General features: G+C 70.7%; 17 protein-coding genes. 13 read left to right on the plus strand and 4 right to left on the minus strand.

Annotated features, from left to right (window positions below):
- The first annotated feature begins 29 nt into the window (after positions 1-29).
- From DEJ47_RS22060 to DEJ47_RS22075, 4 genes are all read left to right on the plus strand, one after another.
- Entirely contained in the window at positions 30-275 is a 246-nt protein-coding gene (locus DEJ47_RS22060; protein WP_150170909.1) for a hypothetical protein, read from the plus strand.
- Positions 276-352: 77 nt separating this feature from the next.
- Entirely contained in the window at positions 353-796 is a 444-nt protein-coding gene (locus tag DEJ47_RS22065; protein ID WP_150175790.1) for a TadE family protein, read from the plus strand.
- Positions 796-1,248: a TadE/TadG family type IV pilus assembly protein gene (locus DEJ47_RS22070; protein WP_150170910.1), complete on the plus strand. Its 453-nt coding sequence runs from the start codon at positions 796-798 to the stop codon at positions 1,246-1,248. Before DEJ47_RS22065 ends, DEJ47_RS22070 begins: the two co-directional genes overlap by 1 nt.
- Positions 1,245-1,721, plus strand: coding sequence for a pilus assembly protein TadG-related protein (locus DEJ47_RS22075; protein WP_150170913.1), 477 nt, complete (start codon positions 1,245-1,247; stop codon positions 1,719-1,721). The genes DEJ47_RS22070 and DEJ47_RS22075 overlap by 4 nt, the downstream gene beginning before the upstream one ends.
- A gap of 13 nt (positions 1,722-1,734) precedes the next feature.
- On the opposite strand, the gene DEJ47_RS22080 is transcribed toward DEJ47_RS22075, so the two are convergent.
- Together DEJ47_RS22080 and DEJ47_RS22085 are read right to left on the minus strand one after the other, a co-directional pair.
- Entirely contained in the window at positions 1,735-2,085 is a 351-nt protein-coding gene (locus tag DEJ47_RS22080) for a hypothetical protein (protein WP_150170915.1), read from the minus strand.
- 17 nt (positions 2,086-2,102) lie between these two features.
- Entirely contained in the window at positions 2,103-5,222 is a 3,120-nt protein-coding gene (locus tag DEJ47_RS22085; RefSeq protein WP_223828451.1) for a DUF6531 domain-containing protein, read from the minus strand.
- Between the two features lie 466 nt (positions 5,223-5,688).
- On the opposite strand from DEJ47_RS22085, the gene DEJ47_RS22090 reads away from it, so the two are divergent.
- The 6 genes from DEJ47_RS22090 (at position 5,689) to DEJ47_RS22115 (ending at position 15,160) form a co-directional block, all read left to right on the plus strand.
- The gene (locus DEJ47_RS22090) at positions 5,689-8,745 is read left to right on the plus strand and encodes a bacterial transcriptional activator domain-containing protein (RefSeq protein ID WP_150170919.1); all 3,057 of its coding nucleotides are present in this window, start codon (positions 5,689-5,691) and stop codon (positions 8,743-8,745) included.
- A gap of 29 nt (positions 8,746-8,774) precedes the next feature.
- On the plus strand, positions 8,775-9,494 hold the full coding sequence (locus DEJ47_RS22095) for a prepilin peptidase (protein ID WP_399552235.1): 720 nt from the start codon (positions 8,775-8,777) through the stop codon (positions 9,492-9,494).
- Positions 9,495-9,574: 80 nt separating this feature from the next.
- Positions 9,575-10,774 carry a cyclic dehypoxanthinyl futalosine synthase gene (gene mqnC / locus DEJ47_RS22100; RefSeq protein WP_150170923.1) on the plus strand — a complete coding sequence of 400 codons (1,200 nt, stop codon included), beginning with the start codon at positions 9,575-9,577 and terminating at the stop codon, positions 10,772-10,774.
- 17 nt (positions 10,775-10,791) lie between these two features.
- Positions 10,792-11,391, plus strand: coding sequence for an imidazolonepropionase-like domain-containing protein (locus DEJ47_RS22105; protein ID WP_150170925.1), 600 nt, complete (start codon positions 10,792-10,794; stop codon positions 11,389-11,391).
- 281 nt (positions 11,392-11,672) lie between these two features.
- Positions 11,673-12,368 (plus strand): demethylmenaquinone methyltransferase, encoded by a 696-nt coding sequence (locus DEJ47_RS22110; protein WP_150170927.1) that lies wholly within the window; start codon positions 11,673-11,675, stop codon positions 12,366-12,368.
- Between the two features lie 242 nt (positions 12,369-12,610).
- Positions 12,611-15,160 carry a zinc ribbon domain-containing protein gene (locus tag DEJ47_RS22115; RefSeq protein ID WP_190415496.1) on the plus strand — a complete coding sequence of 850 codons (2,550 nt, stop codon included), beginning with the start codon at positions 12,611-12,613 and terminating at the stop codon, positions 15,158-15,160.
- A 129-nt stretch (positions 15,161-15,289) separates the two neighbouring features.
- Here DEJ47_RS22115 and DEJ47_RS22120 read toward each other — a convergent pair whose 3' ends face one another.
- Positions 15,290-15,841, minus strand: coding sequence for a GNAT family N-acetyltransferase (locus tag DEJ47_RS22120; RefSeq protein ID WP_223828452.1), 552 nt, complete (start codon positions 15,839-15,841; stop codon positions 15,290-15,292).
- A gap of 97 nt (positions 15,842-15,938) precedes the next feature.
- Here DEJ47_RS22120 and DEJ47_RS22125 point away from each other — a divergent pair, with 97 nt between their 5' ends.
- Both DEJ47_RS22125 and DEJ47_RS22130 read left to right on the plus strand, forming a co-directional pair.
- Positions 15,939-17,225, plus strand: coding sequence for a geranylgeranyl reductase family protein (locus DEJ47_RS22125; protein ID WP_150170929.1), 1,287 nt, complete (start codon positions 15,939-15,941; stop codon positions 17,223-17,225).
- 92 nt (positions 17,226-17,317) lie between these two features.
- Positions 17,318-17,647: a putative quinol monooxygenase gene (locus DEJ47_RS22130; protein WP_150170931.1), complete on the plus strand. Its 330-nt coding sequence runs from the start codon at positions 17,318-17,320 to the stop codon at positions 17,645-17,647.
- 101 nt (positions 17,648-17,748) lie between these two features.
- On the opposite strand, the gene DEJ47_RS22135 is transcribed toward DEJ47_RS22130, so the two are convergent.
- Positions 17,749-18,567 carry a C40 family peptidase gene (locus tag DEJ47_RS22135; RefSeq protein ID WP_150170933.1) on the minus strand — a complete coding sequence of 273 codons (819 nt, stop codon included), beginning with the start codon at positions 18,565-18,567 and terminating at the stop codon, positions 17,749-17,751.
- Between the two features lie 804 nt (positions 18,568-19,371).
- Between DEJ47_RS22135 and DEJ47_RS22140 the strand changes: the two genes are divergently transcribed.
- On the plus strand, positions 19,372-19,731 hold the full coding sequence (locus tag DEJ47_RS22140; RefSeq protein WP_003992243.1) for an NADH-quinone oxidoreductase subunit A: 360 nt from the start codon (positions 19,372-19,374) through the stop codon (positions 19,729-19,731).
- Positions 19,732-19,748: the final 17 nt, after the last annotated feature.

The raw sequence follows: 19,748 nt of genomic DNA on the forward strand, positions 1-19,748 counted from the left end.
CCCCACCAACTCTGAGAGGACTACTCATCATGAACGGACGGAACTTCAGTCACCCGGCTGTCGACTTCCTCGTGGCCTTCCTCAAGGGCCGTGTGGAGCGGGCCCGCTCCGGCGAGCTCGACCGCGGCGCGTCCGCGGTCGAGTGGGTCATCATCTCGGCGGTCGTCGTGGCGATCGTCGGCGTGGTCGCCGCGGTCATCAACGCGGCGCTGAAGGGCGGCGCGGACAAGGTCAGCGACTGCATCGAGGGCGCGGACGCGGGCAGCACCTGCTGACCGTCGGACGGTTCACTGTTCGCGGCATCGTGAGAGGCGACGGGGTTCGAGTGCGGAGATCGCGGAGACCGCGGGGACTGCGGGGACTACGGGGATTCGTACGCCGCAGGGTGGAGGCAGCCTCCACCCGCGGCGAATCCGGCATGACCGCGATCGAGTTCGTGCTGCTCACCCCGGTGCTGTTCTTCATGATCTTCGCGACGGTGCAGTTCGCCCTGTACTTCTTCGCTGACCACGTCGCCCAGGCGGCGGCGCAGGCGGGCGCGCGCAAGGCCCGTGCCACGGCCGACGAGAACGCGGGCGGCTGGCGGGGCGAGGCGCGTGACGTGGCCGACGCGTACATCCGCCAGCTCGGGCCGAAGCTCGTGCTCGGCCCGGACGTGAAGACGATCCAGCCGGAGCAGAACACGGTCGGCGTGGAGATCACGGCACGGGTCCCCACGGTCTTCCCCGGCCTCGACCTGGACGTGCACGCGCGGTCGGCGGGTCCCGTCGAGCGGTTCGTGGAGGACAACGGCTGATGCGGAACGTACGCCTTCGCCTGCGCGACGTTCGCCCGCGCGCCGTCCGGCTGCGCGACGACCGGGGCCTCTCCACGGTCGAAGTGGTGATCCTGGCCCCCGTGATGATCCTCCTCATCCTGGTCCTCGTGGCCTTCGGCCAGCTGGTCGACGGCCGCGGAGCCATCGACGGCGCCGCACGCGACGCGGCACGCGCGGGCTCGATCCAGAAGGAGCACGGCACGGCGCTGGCGGAAGCGCGAGCGGCGGCGCGGGCCGACCTGGCGGACGTCTGCTCGGGCCCGGTCTCGGTGGTCCAGAAGAGCCAGGGGTTCGACGAGAAGATCGACCCGTTCTTCACGGTGGAGGTCAGCTGCGAGGTCAGGGGACTCGCCATGCTGGGCCTGGACATCCCGACGACGCTGGAGGCCACCTTCAGCTCCCCGCTGGACCCGTACCGGAGGCAGGCGTGACACGCCACACCGTCACCGTCGCCGCCGTACGCGACTGGATCGCGTCCCGCCGCGCGCGCCTCGACGACCGCGGCTCGGGCGCCGGCGCGGTCATCGTCTTCGCGATCGTCTTCCTCGCGCTCGCGGCGTTCGTCATCGACGGCGGCCTGTCCATCTCCAAGCGGGAACGCGCCGCGGACATCGCGGAACAGGCCGCGCGCTACGCGGCCCAGGACCTCGACCTGGAAGACATATACGAGGGCGTCAAGGGCGCCCCCATCAACTTCCAGAACTGCGACGCGCGGGTGGCGGCCTACGTGACGGAGGCGGGCCTCAAGGGCGCGGACGTGGCCAACACGCGCTGCGTGACGGCGAACGCGCAACAGGTCGAGGTCGAGGTCCAGATGACGTACAGCCCGGTGTTCACGGGGATGTTCTACGGCGGGGACGTGACGGTGAAGGGACGGGCGGTGGCGGAGAACGAGGTGGGCTGAGGCCCCGCGCAGGCTACTTGCCGCCGTCCTTGCCCTTGCCGCCGCCCTTCCCCTCCTTCTCCTTGACCGCGTCGTTGATCTTCTTCGTCAGGTCGTCCTCGAGCTTCTTGAACTCGCGGACCACCGCGTCGGACAGATCGGCGAGCTGGTCGAGCTGCTGACCGATGTCCTCGCGCCCGTCCTCCCAGTTGGACTCGAAGTCGTCCAACGAGTCGTAGACGCCGCCGTCACCGATGTCGTCCTTGTAGGACTCGAAGGTCTTCTTCGTACGGTTCATACGGGTCTTGATGGAGCGCAGCCTGCTGCCGTAGTCCTCAAGATCGGTGAGCGGAATCGAGAGGTCGCTCTTGCCTTTGGCGCCCATGATTGTTGTCCCCTCCCTCAGGTGCCCGAACAGCTTAGGTGTCGGCCGGTCTCCGGGTCGTAGTAACGGAAGCCGTCGCAGTGCAGGCCCGTTTCCGGGTCGAAGTACTGGCCGGGGGCACGCAGGGGGGTGTACGCCGTGCTGTTCGCCGGCCATGCCGTCGTTCCCCAGTGCGTGCTGCGGGTCCGCCATGTGACGGTGCCCCGGTCGTCGACGAGTTCGGTGGGTGTGCCGGTCAGGTCGGTGACGAACGTGAAGGAGCGCGAGTCGACCGAGTGGATGCGCTCCGTCTGGGCGAGGGGCTGGCCGCCCTCGTGGTCCCAGGTCAGGCTCACCGGGCGCGGCAGGTTCCGGGCCGTCGTGGTCTGCTCGCAGAGCGTCGTGCCGTCCCAGGTGAAGTCGGTTCGCTCGTCCACCGTGTCCTTGTCGTCGCCGGGTGCCAGCCGCTGTTTCGTGATGCGGCGGCCCAGCGGGTCGTACGTGTAGAGCCAGCGCGTGCCGTCCGGGGTGACCACCGACGTGAGCCGGTCCTCCGCGTCCCACGTGTACCGCCAGCACTGCCCGGCCTTCCGTCGCAGGACGACGCGGCCGAGCGCGTCGTGTTCGTAGCGGGTGCTTCCCGCGCGCGTGAGGAGTGTTCCCGTGTACTCCCTCGGGCCCGTGGACTCGTGGCCGGGGTGGATGTCGGGCCAGGCCGCGTACGTCTGGTTGCCCGCGGCGTCGTAGGCGTAGGTCTCCGTCCAGTTGTGGGCGTACACCGCCGTCACCCGGCCCGCCGGGTCGCGGTCGAAGTGGCGTCCGCCGGAGAGCTGGTCGCCGAGGGCGGTGACGGCCCCGTCGGCGCGGTAGGTGTACGTGCGGTGCTGGACCGGGCTGCCGTCCGGTGCCGTCACCGTCTGGGCGGTGAGGCGGCCGACTTCGTCGTAGGCGCGTTCCAGGGTCACGCGAGCGTCGGTCCCGACCCGCCGCTTCACCTCCCTGCCCGCCGCGTCCCGCTCGAACTCCACCGTCCCGCCACCGGACGTGGTGAGTCGGGTGCGGCGGCCCGCCGCGTCGTACTCCCAGCTGCTGGTCGCCCCCGTCGGAGTCGTCCGTCCCGTACGACGGCCCGCCTCGTCGTACGCGTACGTGAGCGGCCCGCGCCCGTCGACCGTCTCGGCGAGCAGGCGACCCGAACCATCCCGCTCCAAAGTGAGTCCGCAGTCGGGGCGCACCGCTTCGACCAGGTTGCCGAGCAGGTCGTACACGAAAGTGGTGACCGCCTCGGCGCTCTCCTTGCGGACCAGCCGGCCCAACGCGTCGTGGGAGAAGGAGATCGACTCTCCGTCGGCGCTCGTCCGCCGCACCAGGCGGCCCGCCGCGTCGTACGCGTAGGACAGGGTCCGGCCGTCGAAGTCCGTCTCGGCGGTCACGCGGCCCGCGGCATCGTGCCGGTATGTCCAGGACATGCCCCGCGGGTTGTCCACGCGGGTGAGGCGCAGGGACGCGTCGTAGTCGAAGTGGTGGCGCGTTCCGTCGGCGCCGACACGTGCGGCGAGCAGGTCGAAGTGGGTGTACTCGAACGACGTGACCTGGCCCAGCTGGTCGGTGTGGGCGACGCAGTTGCCCTCTCCGTCGTACGTCCAGGACTCCACCGCGCCGTCAGGGGCCGTGCGCCGGACGAGCCGCCCCTCCGGCGACCACGCCAGGTGCGTGGTGTGACGGAGGGGGTCGGTGAGGGCCGTGGGGCGCCCCAGCGCGTCGCGCTGCCAGACCGTGACGGCGCCCAGCGGGTCCGTGACCTTGAGCGGCAGGCCCGCGCCGTCGCACCGCACGGTGGTCGTGTGGCCGGCCTCGTCGGTCACCGAGAGCGGGTGCCCGGCGGGCGTGTAGGCGTGGTGGACGGTGACACCGGACGGCTCGGTGACCGACGTGCAGTTGCCGCGCTCGTCGTACGTGTACTGCCACTTCGTGCCGTCGGGCAGGTCGACGGCCGTCTTGAGGTTCAGGTCGTTGTAGGTGACGCGAAGGACGGCGCCGTCGGGCCGCGTCACCCGGGTCGGCAGGCCCAGTTCGTTGTTGACGTACGCCGTGGTGTGCCCGAGCTGGTCCGTCGTGGCGGCGACGTGGTGCAGCGCGTCGTACGTGGTCGTGACCGTGCCGCCGAGCGGGTCGGTCTCCGCGACGACCAGGCAGTGGTCGTCGACGGTGAAGCGGGAGGTGGCGCCCTCGGCCGTGGTCACCTCGGTGACGCGGCAGCCGGGCCGGGCGGGGTCGGGCACGTCGTACGTGAAGGTGTGGGCCATGTGCCCGGTCATGCCCCGCCGGGCGACACAGCGGTCCCGGTCGTCGTAGGCGTACGTGGAGCGGCTGTTGTTCGTGTCCTCCCACGCGGTGAGGCGCAGCCGTTCGTCGTACGTGAACCGCGTCGGCAGGCCGGAGGAGTCGGTGACGGCGGTGAGGTTGCCGTCGGTGTAGCCATACCGCTTGACGACGAGATCGTCGCCGCTGCCGTCCGCGGCCGCGCCCGCCACGCTGAGCAGGGTGACGCGCCGGTCCTCGACGGTCAGCATCACGTAGTAGCCGCCGCTGTGGAGGATCGCGCGCGGGGTGCCCTCCGTGTCGTAGTCGAAGTCGACGGTGTTGCGGTTGCGGTCCGAGACCATGGTCAGCAGGGCCACGCCGTCGTCCTCGCGGGGCGCGGTGAAACGGCGGGCGATGCCGGTGACCGGGTCGGTGATGCGGTAGCCGCCGTCGGCGAGGCGTTTCAGGGGCCACCGGGGGCCGGACTCGGGCAGGACGAGTTCCGCGGGCGTTGCCGTGGATCCCGCCGGGTGCGGATACGTGAGGAGCATGCCGTCCTCCGTCACGAACACGACCCCGTCCCCGTCGACTTCGAGACGCTGGTCGATCGTGGAGGTCCACATCGGCCCGAACCAGCCGCCGGACCGGTAGCCCGAGGCGACCCGCCGGGTGAAGTCCAGTGGCAGCGTGCCGGGCAGCGAGAGGTCCGTCTCCTCCAGGAACACCTGGCCGGTGGCGACGTCGACCGGGCCGCCGCATCCCTTGATCCTGCTCCTGACGCGGTCGTACGCGCCCTTCCGCCCCTCCTTGACCGCGGTACGGGCCGACTTGGATCCCCTGAGCCCGTCCTTCAACCCCTGAACCCCTTTCCGGGAGTGGCCGCGTCCCGTCCGGGCCGACCTGGTCCTTCGCGTGTCCTGCGCGCCTTGCATGCCCAGTATCGGCACTTCATTTGAAGGATCCACGGTGGTGCGGGGCGACGGAAGTGAATGGTGCGCGGGCGCGACGCTCCCGTGCCGGGACTGTGACAGGGGAATCCGTGTGTGGCCGGGGAGCCGAAGCCCCGGGATCCGTACCGGAACTGTGACGGGAACCCCCGATCCGTACAACCGCGAGCTCAGCGCGGTCCGCGGGCGGCGCACCCGGCCCACGAAGGAAACGGGCCTATCGGGTGCGGCGGGAGGAAGCGGGCCGCGGGGCCGGTGGCCGGGGCCGTACGGGCCTGTCTGACGTCCGACCCCTTCCGTAACATCACCTCAGTAGGCTCACCCGCCCCCTCTGACCATCCACTCCTCCCCACAGGACACCAGGACACCTGCCATGGCGCGCACCACCTCACGCTCGACGAGCCCGCCGAACCCGCAGTCCCCGCGGAACCGGACGCCGCAGCCGTTGCCGCGGCGCCGGCGCACGGTCGGGGACTTCGTCAAGGCCTTCCTCGCGTTCGTAGCGCTCGCCGTGCTCCTCGTCGGCGTACCGGGAGCCCTCGTCGTCTTCGTCGGGTGGCCGCTGCCGGGCGGCACGCCCTCACTGAGCTGGCTGCAGCAGGAGATCACCGTCAGTACGTTCATCAACGTACTGACCGTCGTCGTCTGGTTCGCCTGGGCGCAGTTCACCGCCTGCGTGCTCGTCGAGATAAAGGCCGCCCTCTCCGGCGTCGGCATCCCGGGCCGGGTGCCGGGTGCCGGCGGCAGCCAGATGCTGGCGCGGCAACTCGTCGCCGCCGTGCTGCTCGTGGGTGCCACCGCGGCCAGTTTCGCGCCGGGCCTCTCGCAGTTCGGGCAGTCCCTGGAGGGCAACCAGAAGCATGCGTCCGCCGCGAGCGCCCAGCAGACCCCCGGTCTCTTCGGGCAGGAACAGCAGGCCGCGGCGTCCGCCGCCGACGCGCTGGCCGCGCAGGCCGACCAGGCCGCCGCGCACGCCGGTGGCGGCAACGCCGCCAGGGACGGGGACACGAAGTACTACCGGATCCAGCCCCCCGAGGGACGCCACCACGACTCGCTGTGGGAGGTCGCGGAGCGGCACCTCGGCGACGGCCGCCGGTACAAGGAGATCTACCAGCTCAACAAGGACCGTGAGCAGCCCGACGGTTCGAAGCTCAGCGAAGCGAGCCTCATCCGGCCCGGCTGGATCATGGAGATGCCCGCGGACGCGCACGGCGGCGAGCTCGTCGAGATGCCCGACGAGGCGCCCAAGGTCTCCGAGGACGTCAAGGAGCAGATCTCCGACTACTCCAAGACGGGCGACCAGCGGCAGGGCGGCGGCGCCCAAGAGGGCGGCGGCCAGGAGCAGGGCGGTCGGCAGCAGGGCGGCGGCAGCTCCGTCGACCACGACACCGCCCACATCGTCCTGCCCGAGCAGCGCCCCGCCGCGCCGGAGAAGCCCGCCATGCCGCAGGCCCCGGCCACCCCCGAGGCGGAGACCCCGCGGGCGCCCGCCGCCACCGCGAACAGCGGCTCCGAGGGCTTCGACTTCGGACTGCCCGAAGCGCTCCTCGGCGCCCCCCTCCTCGCCGCCGGCCTGCTCGGCGCCCTCGGCCGCCGTCGCCGCCACGCCCTGTGGCAGTCGGCCATGGGTGCCGTCGGCGGACGCGGAGGCATGCAGCCGCCGACGCCGACCGGCGCCGCGGCCGACGTGCAGGACGCGCTGCTCGTCGGCGCCGACCCCGAGGGCGTACGCCTCCTCGACCGGTCGCTGCGCGGCCTCGCCGCCTCGCTCACCGAGGAGAACCGTCCCCTGCCGACCGTGTACGCGGCCTGGCTGACCAACGGTGACCTGCACCTGCAACTCGCCACACCCGCCGGACGCCCGCCCGCGCCCTGGCAGCTCGGCCAGGACCAGACGTTCTGGGTGCTGTCGCGCGCCGACGCCGAACGGTACGAGGACGTGGACACCGCCGCGCCCTACCCCGGCCTCGTCTGCCTGGGCACCCTGGACGACTCGCGGCTCCTCCTCAACCTGGAGGCCGTGCCCGGCATCGTGTCGCTGAGCGGCAGCGCCGCCGACCGTGCCGCCGTCTTCGCGTCGGTCGCCGCCGAACTCGCCACCAACGGCTGGTCGGACCGCATGACGATCACCGTCGTCGGCTTCGGCCAGGACCTCACCCCGCTCGCGCCCAACCGCCTCCGCCACCTGGAGGACGTCGAGGCCCTCATCGAGACGATGGAGGCCGAGACGCGGCAGCGGCGCGGCGCCCTCGGCGCCGCCGGGCACGACTCCGTGCTCACCGGCCGCACCGGCCCCGCCCAGCACACCCGCTGGGCCCCGCACCTGGTGCTGCTCGCCGCCGAGCCGACCGCCGATGACGCCGTCAAGCTCGCCGAACTCGCCGCGGACGCGAGCCGTCTGGGCATCGGCTACCTCGTCGGCGCGGAGACGGGTGACCTGCCCGGCGCCGCCTGGGAGATGGAGATCACCCGCGACGGCAAACTCCTCGCACCGCTGCTCGGGCTCGAACTGGCCGCGCAGTCGCTGCCCGAGGCCCAGCAGCGCGCCGTCGTCCAGCTGTTCACGGACGCCGACCCGGAGGGCTCCGGCAACCCCACGGGCCCGGACGACGGCCCCACGGGCGCCGCGCCGCCGTTCCTCGTCGACGTCACGGAGCAGGGCCGCCCCGCGGTCTACGCCCGCCTCGTCGGCACGTACGAGATCATCGGCCTCGAAACCCCGGACGGCGAGCGCAGCCCGCTGCTCCACGAGGCGCTGGCCCTGCTGCTCCTGCACCGCGAGGGAGTCCACCCCCGGGTGCTCGCCTCCGCGCTGTGGCCGCGCGGTGTCACCGACGACGTGCGGGACGCGCTCCTCGACCGGCTGCGCGACTGGCTCGGCAACGAACCCGACGGCTCGCCCCGGCTGCGCACCGACGACACCGGCAGGCTCACGCTCGCCAAGTCGGTGGTCTCCGACCTGGACGTGCTGCGGTCGCTCTACCACGAGGCGACGCAGGGCCGCGGGGCCGGCAACCGCGCGGTGCGCGGCCGGATGCTCACGGACGCCCTGGTTCTCGTGCGCGGCCCGCTGCTCGCCGACCGCCCGCGGGGGCGGTACGGCTGGCTCACGCACGAGATCATCGACGCACAGCTCCCGCTGCTCGTCGCCGACATCGGACTCGCGCTCTCCGAGTTCCACCTGGAGAAGGGCCGCGCGGAGAAGGCGATCGAGGCGCTCGACGCGGCGCTGGGCTCGGCGCCCGGCGACGAGCGGCTCTGGAACGAGCTGCTGCGCGCCACACACGCCACGGAGGACCCGGCCCGCCTCCAGCAGGTCGCCGCGGACCTCATGGCCCGCAGCGGGGCGCGCGGCCTCCCGCCGCGCACGGAGGCGCTCCTGGACGAGCTCCTGCCGACGTGGCGCAGCGGCGTGTCGGCGGCGGGCTGAGCCTACGAGGGAAGCTGTAGCCGTTGCTGTTGACACTCATCCTGGGGGGCGCCCTGTGGGGCGCCTTCGCGGGCCTCTTCGTGCCGAGGGCCGCGTACCGCCTGTCGGTGCCGCCGGGCGAGCCGTGGCGCGCGGAGTGCCCGGAGGGGCACGCGCTCGGTTCGTGGCTGGGCCTCGCCCGGTGCGGGAGGGAGGGGGGAGCGGGATACGGCCCCCGGACCTCCGCCACGGCCGTCACCACGGCCCTGGTCTGCGCCGCGCTGGCCGCGACCACGGGCACACGCCCCGAGCTGGCGGTCTGGCTCCTGCTCGCCCCCGCAGGCGTGCTCCTCGCCCTGGTCGACTTCACCGTGCACCGCCTGCCGGACGTCCTGACGCTCCCGCTCGCGGCCGCGTCGCTCGCGCTGCTGGCAGCGGTGACGCTCGTACCGGAGCAGGCGGGCTCATGGATGGCGTCCCTCTACGGAGCCCTCGCGTTGGCAGGCGCGTACTTCGTCCTCTTCCTCATCAACCCCAACGGCATGGGGTTCGGCGACGTGAAGCTGGCGCTCGGTCTGGGCGCCGTGCTCGGCTGGTACGGCTGGGGCGTCCTCCTCGTCGGCACGTTCGCGGGCTTCCTGCTGGCCTCGCTGTACGGCGCGGCCCTGGTCGTCGCCCGCCGCGCGAGCCGCAAGACGGCGATCCCGTTCGGCCCGTTCCTGATCGGCGGCGCCTTCGTGGGGCTGCTGCTGGGGGGCTGCACCGCCTGACGTCGGACGTTCCCCACCCCTGGCGTACGCTGGCTGGGTCCGTCCACAACCCTTACGAAACTTACGAAAGGGACGCCCCGGTGACCGAGAAGGCCGACCTTCAGTCCGTCCTCGACCGCGCCGCCGCAGGTGGGCGGATCACTCCGGAAGAGGCGCTCGCCCTCTACCGCGACGCCCCGCTGCACGCGCTCGGCGCCGCCGCCGACGCCGTGCGCCGCCGTCGGTACGCCGGTACGGAGCACATCGCGACGTACATCATCGAGCGCAACATCAACTACACGAACGTCTGCGTCACGGCCTGCAAGTTCTGCGCCTTCTACGCCGCTCCGAAGGACACGAAGAAGGGCTGGAGCCGCGACCTCGACGACATCCTGCGCCGCTGCGCGGAGACCGTCGAGCTGGGCGGCACCCAGATCATGTTCCAGGGCGGTCACCACCCGGACTACGGCGTCGAGTACTACGAGAAGCACTTCTCCGCCATCAAGGAGAACTTCCCGCAGCTGGTCATCCACTCCCTCGGCGCGTCCGAGGTCGAGCACATGGCCCGCATCTCCAAGGTCTCGGTCGAGGAGGCCATCCAGCGCATCAACGCGGCGGGCCTCGACTCCTTCGCGGGCGCCGGCGCCGAGCTGCTCCCGGCCCGCCCCCGCAAGGCCATCGCCCCCCTCAAGGAGTCCGGCGAGCGCTGGCTGGAGATCATGGAGATCTCCCACAACCTGGGCGTCGAGTCCACGTCCACGATGCTCATGGGCACGGGCGAGACGAACGCCGAGCGCATCGAGCACCTCCGGATGATCCGCGACGTGCAGGACCGGACGGGAGGCTTCCGCGCCTTCATCCCGTACACGTACCAGCCCGAGAACAACCACCTCAAGGGCCGCACGCAGGCGACGATCTTCGAGTACATCCGCATGATCGCGATCGCCCGGATCTTCCTCGACAACGTCGCGCACATCCAGGGCTCCTGGCTGACGACCGGCAAGGAGGCGGGCCAGCTCACCCTCCACTACGGAGCGGACGACCTCGGCTCGGTCATGCTGGAGGAGAACGTCGTCTCGTCGGCCGGCGCCAAGCACCGCTCGAACCTCCGCGAGATGATCGACATGATCCGCACGGCGGAGCGGGTCCCGGCGCAGCGCGCCACGACGTACGAGCACCTCGTCGTGCACGACGACCCGGCGAACGACCCGGTCGACGACCGTGTCGCCTCGCACATCTCCTCCACGGCGATCGAGGGCGGCACGGCTCACCCGGAGCTCAAGCTCCTCGCCTCCAACTGAGCGCGACCGAGCCTGCCTTGCTCACTCTCCACGTCGCCGAGCACACCCCGGAGACGGCGGTCCTGGTCTCCGGCGCGAGCGTCGCGGCGGTCGGTCCGTACGACGACCTGGCCGCGTCGCACCCGTCGGCCCGCGTCCGCCGCTGGCCCGGCATCCTGACGCCGGGCCTCCTCAATCCATACGCCCCCGAACTCCTCGAGGCGACGTACCACCCCGACCCGCGCGAGGCCGACACGCTCGGCGTCGATCCCATCGGCGGCGAACGCGCCCGCGCGCTCTTCGCCGCGGACCCCGCCCGCCTCGGCGCGAGCGCCCGCCGCGGCGTCCAGCGCCTCCTGGCACACGGCACGGTGGCGGTGGCCGGCGACCTCCGCGCCCGCCCGGCGATCGACGCGCTCCGCAGAGCCTCCCTGGCCCAGGCCCACCGCCCCCCGTCCCTCCCGGGCCCCCCATCCCTCTCCCCGTCCCCTCTGATCCTCCTCCCACCCCTCTCGCCGGGCTCCCCGGCCCGCTTCGCGATCTTCGACGTCCAAGACCGCCGAGACCTGGTGAGCCGCGGCGCGAGCACGTGTGTGGCGACGGTGGTGGAGGGCCGGTTGGTGTACAGGGCACGGTGAGGAGAGGGACTGAGGGGCGGGCTGGGGGGGGACTAAGGGCTTGCGGGCCGCGGTGGTTTTTTTGGGGGGGCGCGAGCCGGAGGGAACCCCTGGGGGTTCGGGCCGCGGCGGTTTTGGGGGCGCGGGGAACTGCGCGAACAACCAAGACGAACCGGCACTCGCGAACGCGCCCGCGCGGGGCAGACGCTCCCGCGCAACAGCCCGCCGCAGGCGATCACAGCCCGCCGCAGGCGAAAGAGCCCGCCGCCAAGGCAGAAGACCGGCCTGACACAATGGGCCGGGTGACCCGAGCCACCTTGGACAAGCAGCCGCACGACGTCGCCACCATGTTCGACGACGTCGCAGAACGCTACGACCTCACCAACGACGTGCTCTCCCTCGGCCAGACCCGCCTCTGGCGCAAGGAAGTCGCAAAGGCAGTGGACGCCCGCCCCGCCCAGAAGGTCCTGGACCTCGCCGCCGGCACGGCCACCTCCTCCCAGCCCTTCGCCCAGGCCGGCGCCTACGTCGTCCCGTGCGACTTCTCCCTCGGCATGCTGCGCGTCGGCAAGCAGCGTCACCCCTGGATGCCGTTCACCGCGGGCGACGGCATGAAGCTGCCGTTCAAGGACGACTCCTTCGACGCCGTCACGATCTCCTTCGGGCTGCGCAACATCCAGGACACGAGCGCCGCGCTCCGCGAGATGTACCGCGTGACGAAACCCGGCGGCCGCGTCGTGATCTGCGAGTTCTCGCACGCGACGTGGGCCCCGTTCCGCACGGTGTACGAGGAGTACCTGATGCGCGCGCTGCCCCCGGTCGCCCGCGCCGTCTCCTCGAACCCGGACGCGTACGTCTATCTCGCGGAGTCGATCCGCTCCTGGCCGGACCAGCCGGCGCTGGCCGCCCTGCTGCAGGACGCGGGCTGGTCGAAGGTGGCCTGGCGGAACCTGACGGGCGGCGTCGTGGCGCTGCACCGCGGCTTCAAGCAGAGCTGACCACTCAGAGCTGTGACCAGACAGGGCTGACCACTCGGAGCCGACCATTCAAAGCTGACCACTCGGCGCTGACCGACAGACCCCTTTCGTAACGCTCCAGTTGAGACTCGGATTGCGCGGACCCGAGGGAACCGGCCACCGGGCAAGATGTGTCCGTTGATACGACCCTGCCGTTTACTTATACGGCGCTTACGGGCCGGTCCGCATTCCTTGCCGAACTCCTGCATCCACGGAGCGTCTTGATGGCGTCGTACTGTCCACACTGCGGGGTACCCACCCCCGATGAGGCCCGCTTCTGCATGAAGTGCGGCCGCGAACGCCTCCCGGCGCCAGAGGCGAAGGAGACTCCGGAGACCCCGCCGGAGCAAGCCCCACCCGCACCGAAGACCCCACCACCACCCGCCCAGGCCCCCGCACTGGCCCCCGCTCCCGCCCACGCCACCCCCTCGCCCACCCCTCTCGCCGCCTTCCTCACCCGCACCTTCCGCGGCGACTGGGTCGGCTCAGTACAGGCCGCGCTCTGGCCCGTCGTCCTGCTGCTGGTCGGCGCCGCCGCGCTCGCGACCCCGGCGTACGGCCAGGACGACGACGCCGTCTTCGGCTTCACCGACCGGCTCCGCATCGCCCTCGCGCTCCTGCTCCAATCGGTCGGCGGCGGCTTCGAGTTCACGGGCCGCGAGGAGGGCCCGGACTTCGGCTCGGGGTCCGGAAGCGACGGCCTGAGCCTGGACTCGGGCACGGACATGGGTACGGGTTTCGGCTCGGGCTCCGACTCCACGGCCACGACCGTCGAAGGCACCGCCTCCCTGCACCTGGTCCCGCTCACGATGACCGCCCTGTGGATCGTGGCGCTCTACATCGGCGTACGCGTGCTCCGGACCCGTATCACCACCCGCGCCGCAGCCCAGAACAGCAGCACCCCCACCCCCACCTCCACACCCGCCCCGACCCCCACCGCAGGCCTCGAAGCCGCCGTGCGCGTCGCCCTGTTGGTGACCCTCGGCGTACTCGCACTCGCGCTCTTCGCGCAGCCCGAGATCGAGGGCGTACAACTGTCGTCGTCACCGGTACTCGCCGCGCTCGGCGCACTCCTGCTCGGACTCGTCGTCTCCGGCGCGGTGTTGCTCCGCGCGGACACGCAGCTCTGGACGAAGGTGACCGCGCGCCCCGGAGCACAGTCCCTCATTCGGGCGACAGGCACGGCACTGCGCGCACTGGTCGTCGTACTCGTCCTCTGCTCGGTCGTCGCCTTCATCAGCCTCGCCCAGGTGGACGACCTGTCCGAGATCACGGACCTCGACGACTCCGGCGTCTCACCGCTCCTGGTCGCGCTCCTGATCCTGCCGAACCTCGCGGTGACCGCACTCGGCATCGGCTGGGGAGCGGGTGCGGAGGCCTCGGTGCGCGGCAGTACCTCGATGTACGGGAGCAGGCGCGAGAGCGGGTCGTTCGGGCTCTCCGAACTCGGTGACGTCACCAATGACTGGGCGATCGTGGGCGCGTTGGCGCTCGGTCTGGTCTGCGCGCTGACGCTCGGCGTACTCGCCGCGCGGCGCTGCGTGGGCCGTGGTGAGCAGCTCCTCGCCGCGGGCGTCTTCTTCGGATTCGTCCTGCTGCTCGCCGGGTTCAGCGGGATCGGCGTCGAGGTGTCCGGGCAGGCGTTCGACAGCGGTTCGGGGTTCGGCGGATCGAGCAGCGGTGGCGGCGGTGGTGTGGAGACGGGCCTGAGCGTCCCGGAGACGCTGCTGTTCGGCCTGCTCTGGATCTTCCCCGCGGCGCTGCTGGGCCCCTACCTCCTCCAGATGACGGGCCGCCAGTCCGCACCCCCCACCACCCCACCGGCGTACGCGCCCCTCCCCGCGGCCCCCCACACGCCACCGGCTCACACCCCACCGGCTCAGACCCCTGCAGCCCAGTCCCCAGCCGCTCAGACCCCTCCGGCTCAGACCCCTCCGGCCCTGACGCCCCCGGCCCAGACACCCCCCGCTCCGAACGCCCCCACCCAAACGGCCGCCACCTACACCCCCCACCCCGGCTACCCGGTCCCGGGCCCCCACCCCCTCCCCACCAAGCCGCGCAACCGGGCCACCGTCTGGGTGGTCACCATCGCCGTGGCCCTCGTCGTCGGAGGCGGCGCCACCGCCGGCGCGCTGCTCTGGCGGGACATGGGGGACGACAAGACAAGCGGCGCGGACAACGCGAACAAGGACAACAGGCCCGCCGTCAGCCGCTCCGACGATCCGGTCACCACCCCGTCGAGCACCCCGTCCGAGCACCCGACCGACGCCCCGAGCGCCGATCCGGCCCCGGCCGCCTCGCCCGGCCCGGTCCCCGAAGGCACCGAACGCATCACCGACCCCGAAGGCTTCTCCTTCGCCGTGCCCGAAGGGTGGTCCCGCCGCCCCGTCAACCCCGAGCGACCCGGGCAGATCACCTATGCCGGTTCGACGGGGCGCGAGGAGTTCCTCGTCGGCGTCGTGGCCGAGGCCCCCTACACCTCGTACGAGAACTTCAGGAACATCGAGCGGCACACCAAGACCGCGCCGGACAAGTCGGACTACGACCGCATCCGGATGGAGGAGAACACCTTCCAGGGGCGTGACGGGGCGATCTGGGAGTACACGTACACCGACAAGGGCGGCCGTACGATCCACGCCCTCAACCAGAGCTACGTCGCGGAGAACGGCACGGAGTACGCGATCCAGCTCTCCTGGCGCGAGGACTTCTGGCCCGCGGGCGAGGGCGCGAAGACACACACGACCGCACTGGACACGTGGCGCCTCACGGACTGACGCCGGTTCGGTGGCTCGGGCCTGCGGCAGCCCTCAGGCTTGCTGCAGGCTCGCTAGAGCGGGAACCAGCAAGCGCGCGCGTAGAGCGCACGCGAAAGCTCGCGTAGAGCGCACGCGCTCCACACGTGCTCAGAGGGTGAGCCGGAAACAGCGCGCCGTCCGCCGCGACGACTCGACGCCCGGTATCCGCGGGGGAGTGGTGAACGACTCGGCCGGCTCCATGCCGAGCCGCCGCGCGACCGCGATGGACCGTTCGTTCTCGGTGTCGATCATCGCCACGACGCTCGGTACCCCCGCGGCCCGCACCCGCTCGACCGTCGCCTCCGCGGCGACGGTCGCGTACCCCTTGCCCCAGGCCGCGCGGCCGAGCCGCCAGCCGATCTCGATCTCTCCCACCGGTCCCCACGTCCTGGGCCAGGGCTGGGCGCCGGTGAAGCCGATGGGCGCGCCGGCCGAGTCGAGCATGGTCCACAGGCAGTAGCCCAGTTCGGCGTCGTGTCTGCGCTGGCGGGCGGTCAGCTCCTCGTACACGGAGAGCTCCGCCGACAACCCGCCGAAGAACCGCATGACCTCGGGGTCGTCGAAGAGCCGGTGCCAGGCAAAGGCGTCCTCATGTGTGGGGACGCGCAGCTCCACGGTGGGGAGGAGCGGCGCGGGCAGGGTATCGGTCTGCTCGGTCACGTGTGGCCCTTCGGCTGGCTGATCAGTACCGCCTCATAGACTGCCCATATCCCGTGCCTGTCGGCACACAGATTTCGAGCCTTGGGGAGAACCCGCCGTGACCGAGCCCCTCTCCGAACACACCGCGGACGTGATTGTCGTCGGCGCCGGCCCCGCCGGTTCGACGACGGCGTACTACCTGGCGAAGGCCGGTCTCGACGTACTCCTCCTTGAGAAGACCGCGTTCCCACGGGAAAAGGTCTGCGGTGACGGGCTCACGCCCCGCGCCACCAAGCAGCTGGTGTCCATGGGAATCGACATCTCCGAAGAGGCGGGCTGGCTGCGGAACAAGGGCCTGCGCATCATCGGCGGCGGTGTGCGGCTCCAGTTGGACTGGCCGGAACTCGCCTCCTACCCCGACTACGGCCTCGTCCGGAAGCGTGACGACTTCGACGAGCAGCTCGCGCGGCAGGCACAGAAGGCGGGCGCACGTCTGTACGAGCGGTGCAACGTCGGCGAGCCCGTCCTCGACGACCGGACCGGTCGCATCACCGGCGTGCACGCCAAGATGGGCGAGGAGAAGACGCCGGTCACCTTCCACGCCCCGCTCGTCGTCGCGGCCGACGGCAACTCCTCGCGGATCTCGCTCGCCATGGGGTTGCACCGACGCGAGGACCGCCCGATGGGCGTCGCGGTCCGCACGTACTTCACCTCGCCCCGCCACGACGACGACTACCTGGAGTCCTGGCTGGAACTGTGGGACCGCCGCGGCCCCGGCGAGGACCGCCTCCTGCCCGGCTACGGCTGGGTCTTCGGCATGGGCGACGGCACGTCCAACGTCGGCCTCGGCATCCTCAACTCCTCCAAGTCGTTCCGCGAGCTGGACTGGCGCGAGGTCCTCAAGGCCTGGTGCGCGTCGATGCCGGAGGACTGGGGCTACACCCCGGAGAACATGACGACGCCGATCCGCGGCGCCGCCCTGCCGATGGCCTTCAACCGTCAGCCGCACTACACGAAGGGGCTGCTGCTCGTCGGCGACGCCGGCGGCCTGGTGAACCCCTTCAACGGCGAGGGCATCGCGTACGCCATGGAGTCCGGGCAGATCGCGGCGGACGTCATCGCGCAGGCACACGCGCGTGCCACCCCTGCCCAGCGTGAACTGGCGCTGCAGAACTACCCGAAGACGCTGAAGGAGGTCTACGGCGGCTACTACACGCTGGGCCGTGCCTTCGTGAAGCTCATCGGCAACCCGAAGGTCATGAAGATCGCGACCCAGCGCGGCCTGACCCACCCGGTCCTGATGCGGTTCACCCTGAAGATGCTGGCGAACCTGACGGACCCGATGGGCGGCGACGCGATGGACCGCATCATCAACGGCCTCAGCAAGGTGGCTCCGAAGGCGTAACCCGGGGGCGGCACCGAAGGCGTAAGCCCGGTAGGCGCTCCGAAGGCGTAACCCCGGTGGGCGGTCCGCGCAGTACGGTGCAAAATGGACGCATGATATTTATTGCCGTCAAGTTCACCGTCCGGCCCGAGCACAGCGACAGCTGGCTCGAGCGGACCGCCGCATTCACCGCCGCCACGCGCGCGGAGCCGGGCAACATCTTCTTCGAGTGGTCCCGCTCGGTGGAGGACCCGAACCAGTTCGTGCTCCTGGAGGCCTTCGCCGACGGGGACGCGGGCGCCGCGCACGTGAACTCCGACCACTTCAAGGCCGGTCTGGAGACGATGGGCGAGCTCATCGCGTCTGTCCCGCAGATCGTGAACACCGAGATCGAGGGCAGCGGTTGGTCCGAGATGGCGGAGCTGAAGCCGAAGAACGCGTGAAGCAGACCTCACGGAACGCCTGAGAAGGCGTCTCAGGGCACACCAAGGGCCGGAACCCCTCCAGGGGGGTTCCGGCCCTTGGTCGTGGCTCTAAGAGGCCGTCAGAGGACGCGCACGGCGCCCGAGGCCGGGTAGCCCGAGAGGTCCTGGATGACAACACCCTTGCTGGGGTTGGCGGCGTCCAGGTACTGGCCGTTGCCGATGTACACACCGACGTGGTACGCGGAGCCCTTGCCGCCCCAGTACAGGATGTCGCCGACCTGCAGGTTCGAGGTGCCCACCTCGGTGCCCATCGTCGACTGGTCCTGCGAGACGCGCGGAAGGTCCACACCCGCCTGCTTGAACGCGGCCTGCACCAGGCTGGAGCAGTCCCAGGCGTTCGGGCCCGAGGCACCCATCACGTAAGCGTCGCCCAGCTGAGCCTTGAGGAAGCTGATGACACTGCCGACGCTGCCGCTCGCGGGGGCGACGGAGTCGGAGGCGCTCGTGGAACCGCCACCGGACTGCGTGGAGAGGTTCGTGCGCTCGGCGGAACGCGAAGCGCGCTCCTCCTCGGCCTTCTTCTTCGCGGCGGCCTCGGCCTTGCGCTCGGCCTCGGCCTTCTTCTCCGCCTTCGCGAGGTCTTCCTTGGCCTGCTTGGCGGCCTTGGAGGCGGCGGCGTCCTGCTCGGCGCGCGACTCGTAGGTGTCGGCGGCCTGCTGGGTGGCGTCGGCCGACTGCGCGATCTGAGCGGACAGATCGGTGGAGAGGGTGGGCATCTCGATGGTCTCGGACACCGACTCGGCAGCGTTAGCCGTACCGGCCGCCGCGGCCACTGCCAGGGTGCTGAGGACGCCACCGGCAACTCCGGCACGCAGGGCAATCTTCGAGGCGCTGCGACGGGGCTTCCGGTGGCTGGGTATGTGAGCGGTGTGGGACATGAGAACAACTGCTAGCAGGGACCCACGGTTCCCTTCAAGAAACGTGTGCTGCGCCACAGTTGCGGTTTCTGAGCTCGAATCCCGGGCGTGTCGCTTCTTATTGACGCCGTAACGGGCAATGCGGACAGTGTCGATCACGCCTGTGATCATGGGTTTTCTGCGATACGCCCGAATTGCCCTCGGTCTACCACCCGTTGAGTCCGTTGGCCAAGCCCGGTTTATTCACGGAAGTGGCGGGTGTGGCACAGGTCACAGCGTGGGCTCCTGGGGATCTCCCTGAGATCTCGCTGAGACATCCCTGAGATCTCCCGAAGATTCCGGCACTGGTTCATAGGGGTCACCGCCCCGGCCCGCAGGGGCCCGCCGGACTCCTCCACTCCACCGCGACCGCCGCTCGTGAATCCGCGCACGCGTCCACATGCGTCCACACGCCTGCCGCCAAAGTGTGAACGCGGCTCTCTATCAAGCGAACCCGTCCAGCGCCAATTTGCTTGTGGCTGCCATCGCTTGATAGTGCGACACGTCTTCGACCAGCAACGACGCGCTGAGATGTCACCTCTAGTGATCACTCAGGCGCTTCGCGTACGAAGGTCACCGCTCATCCGACTTCATGATCCTTCGTCAGGTGGTGGAGATCACAAAGCCGTTGTCGTACCCCGTGTCGCAGATCACAGACCGCCGGGCATAGGATGCGGGGCAGTTGGGCTTGTGACCTGCTTCACATGTAAGCGATCTTCGAAGGGGAGCAGGGCGCGGTCCGATGCAACCGCCAACAGTCAGTGCCGACTGAGAGGAGCGAGGAGCGTGAACGCCTATGCGCCCATCCTCGTGCTGGGAGCCCTCGGGGCAGGCTTTGCGATCTTCTCCGTGGTCATGGCCACGCTTATCGGTCCAAAGCGGTACAACCGCGCGAAGCTAGAGGCCTATGAGTGCGGCATCGAGCCGACGCCGACGCCGGCAGGCGGCGGACGATTCCCCATCAAGTACTACCTGACGGCGATGCTCTTCATCGTCTTCGACATCGAGATCGTCTTCCTCTATCCCTGGGCCGTCACCTTCGACGCGCTGGGGATCTTCGGGCTCGTGGAGATGCTGCTCTTCGTGCTCACCGTCTTCGTTGCGTACGCGTACGTATGGCGGCGCGGCGGCCTGGAATGGGACTAAGGGTCTGAGGGGTCAAA

This window comes from Streptomyces venezuelae, from assembly GCF_008642355.1.
In the GTDB taxonomy this organism is placed as follows: Bacteria; Actinomycetota; Actinomycetes; order Streptomycetales; family Streptomycetaceae; genus Streptomyces; species Streptomyces venezuelae_B.

What these genes read in the sequence shown, in the direction of transcription:
- DEJ47_RS22060 (WP_150170909.1), top strand. Translation starts at nt 30, where the DNA reads ATGAACGGACGGAACTTCAGTCACCCGGCTGTCGACTTCCTCGTGGCC.
- DEJ47_RS22070 (WP_150170910.1), top strand. Translation starts at nt 796, where the DNA reads ATGCGGAACGTACGCCTTCGCCTGCGCGACGTTCGCCCGCGCGCCGTC.
- DEJ47_RS22080 (WP_150170915.1), bottom strand. Translation starts at nt 2,085, where the DNA reads ATGGGCGCCAAAGGCAAGAGCGACCTCTCGATTCCGCTCACCGATCTT.
- DEJ47_RS22090 (WP_150170919.1), top strand. Translation starts at nt 5,689, where the DNA reads ATGGCGCGCACCACCTCACGCTCGACGAGCCCGCCGAACCCGCAGTCC.
- DEJ47_RS22115 (WP_190415496.1), top strand. Translation starts at nt 12,611, where the DNA reads ATGGCGTCGTACTGTCCACACTGCGGGGTACCCACCCCCGATGAGGCC.
- DEJ47_RS22130 (WP_150170931.1), top strand. Translation starts at nt 17,318, where the DNA reads ATGATATTTATTGCCGTCAAGTTCACCGTCCGGCCCGAGCACAGCGAC.
- DEJ47_RS22135 (WP_150170933.1), bottom strand. Translation starts at nt 18,567, where the DNA reads ATGTCCCACACCGCTCACATACCCAGCCACCGGAAGCCCCGTCGCAGC.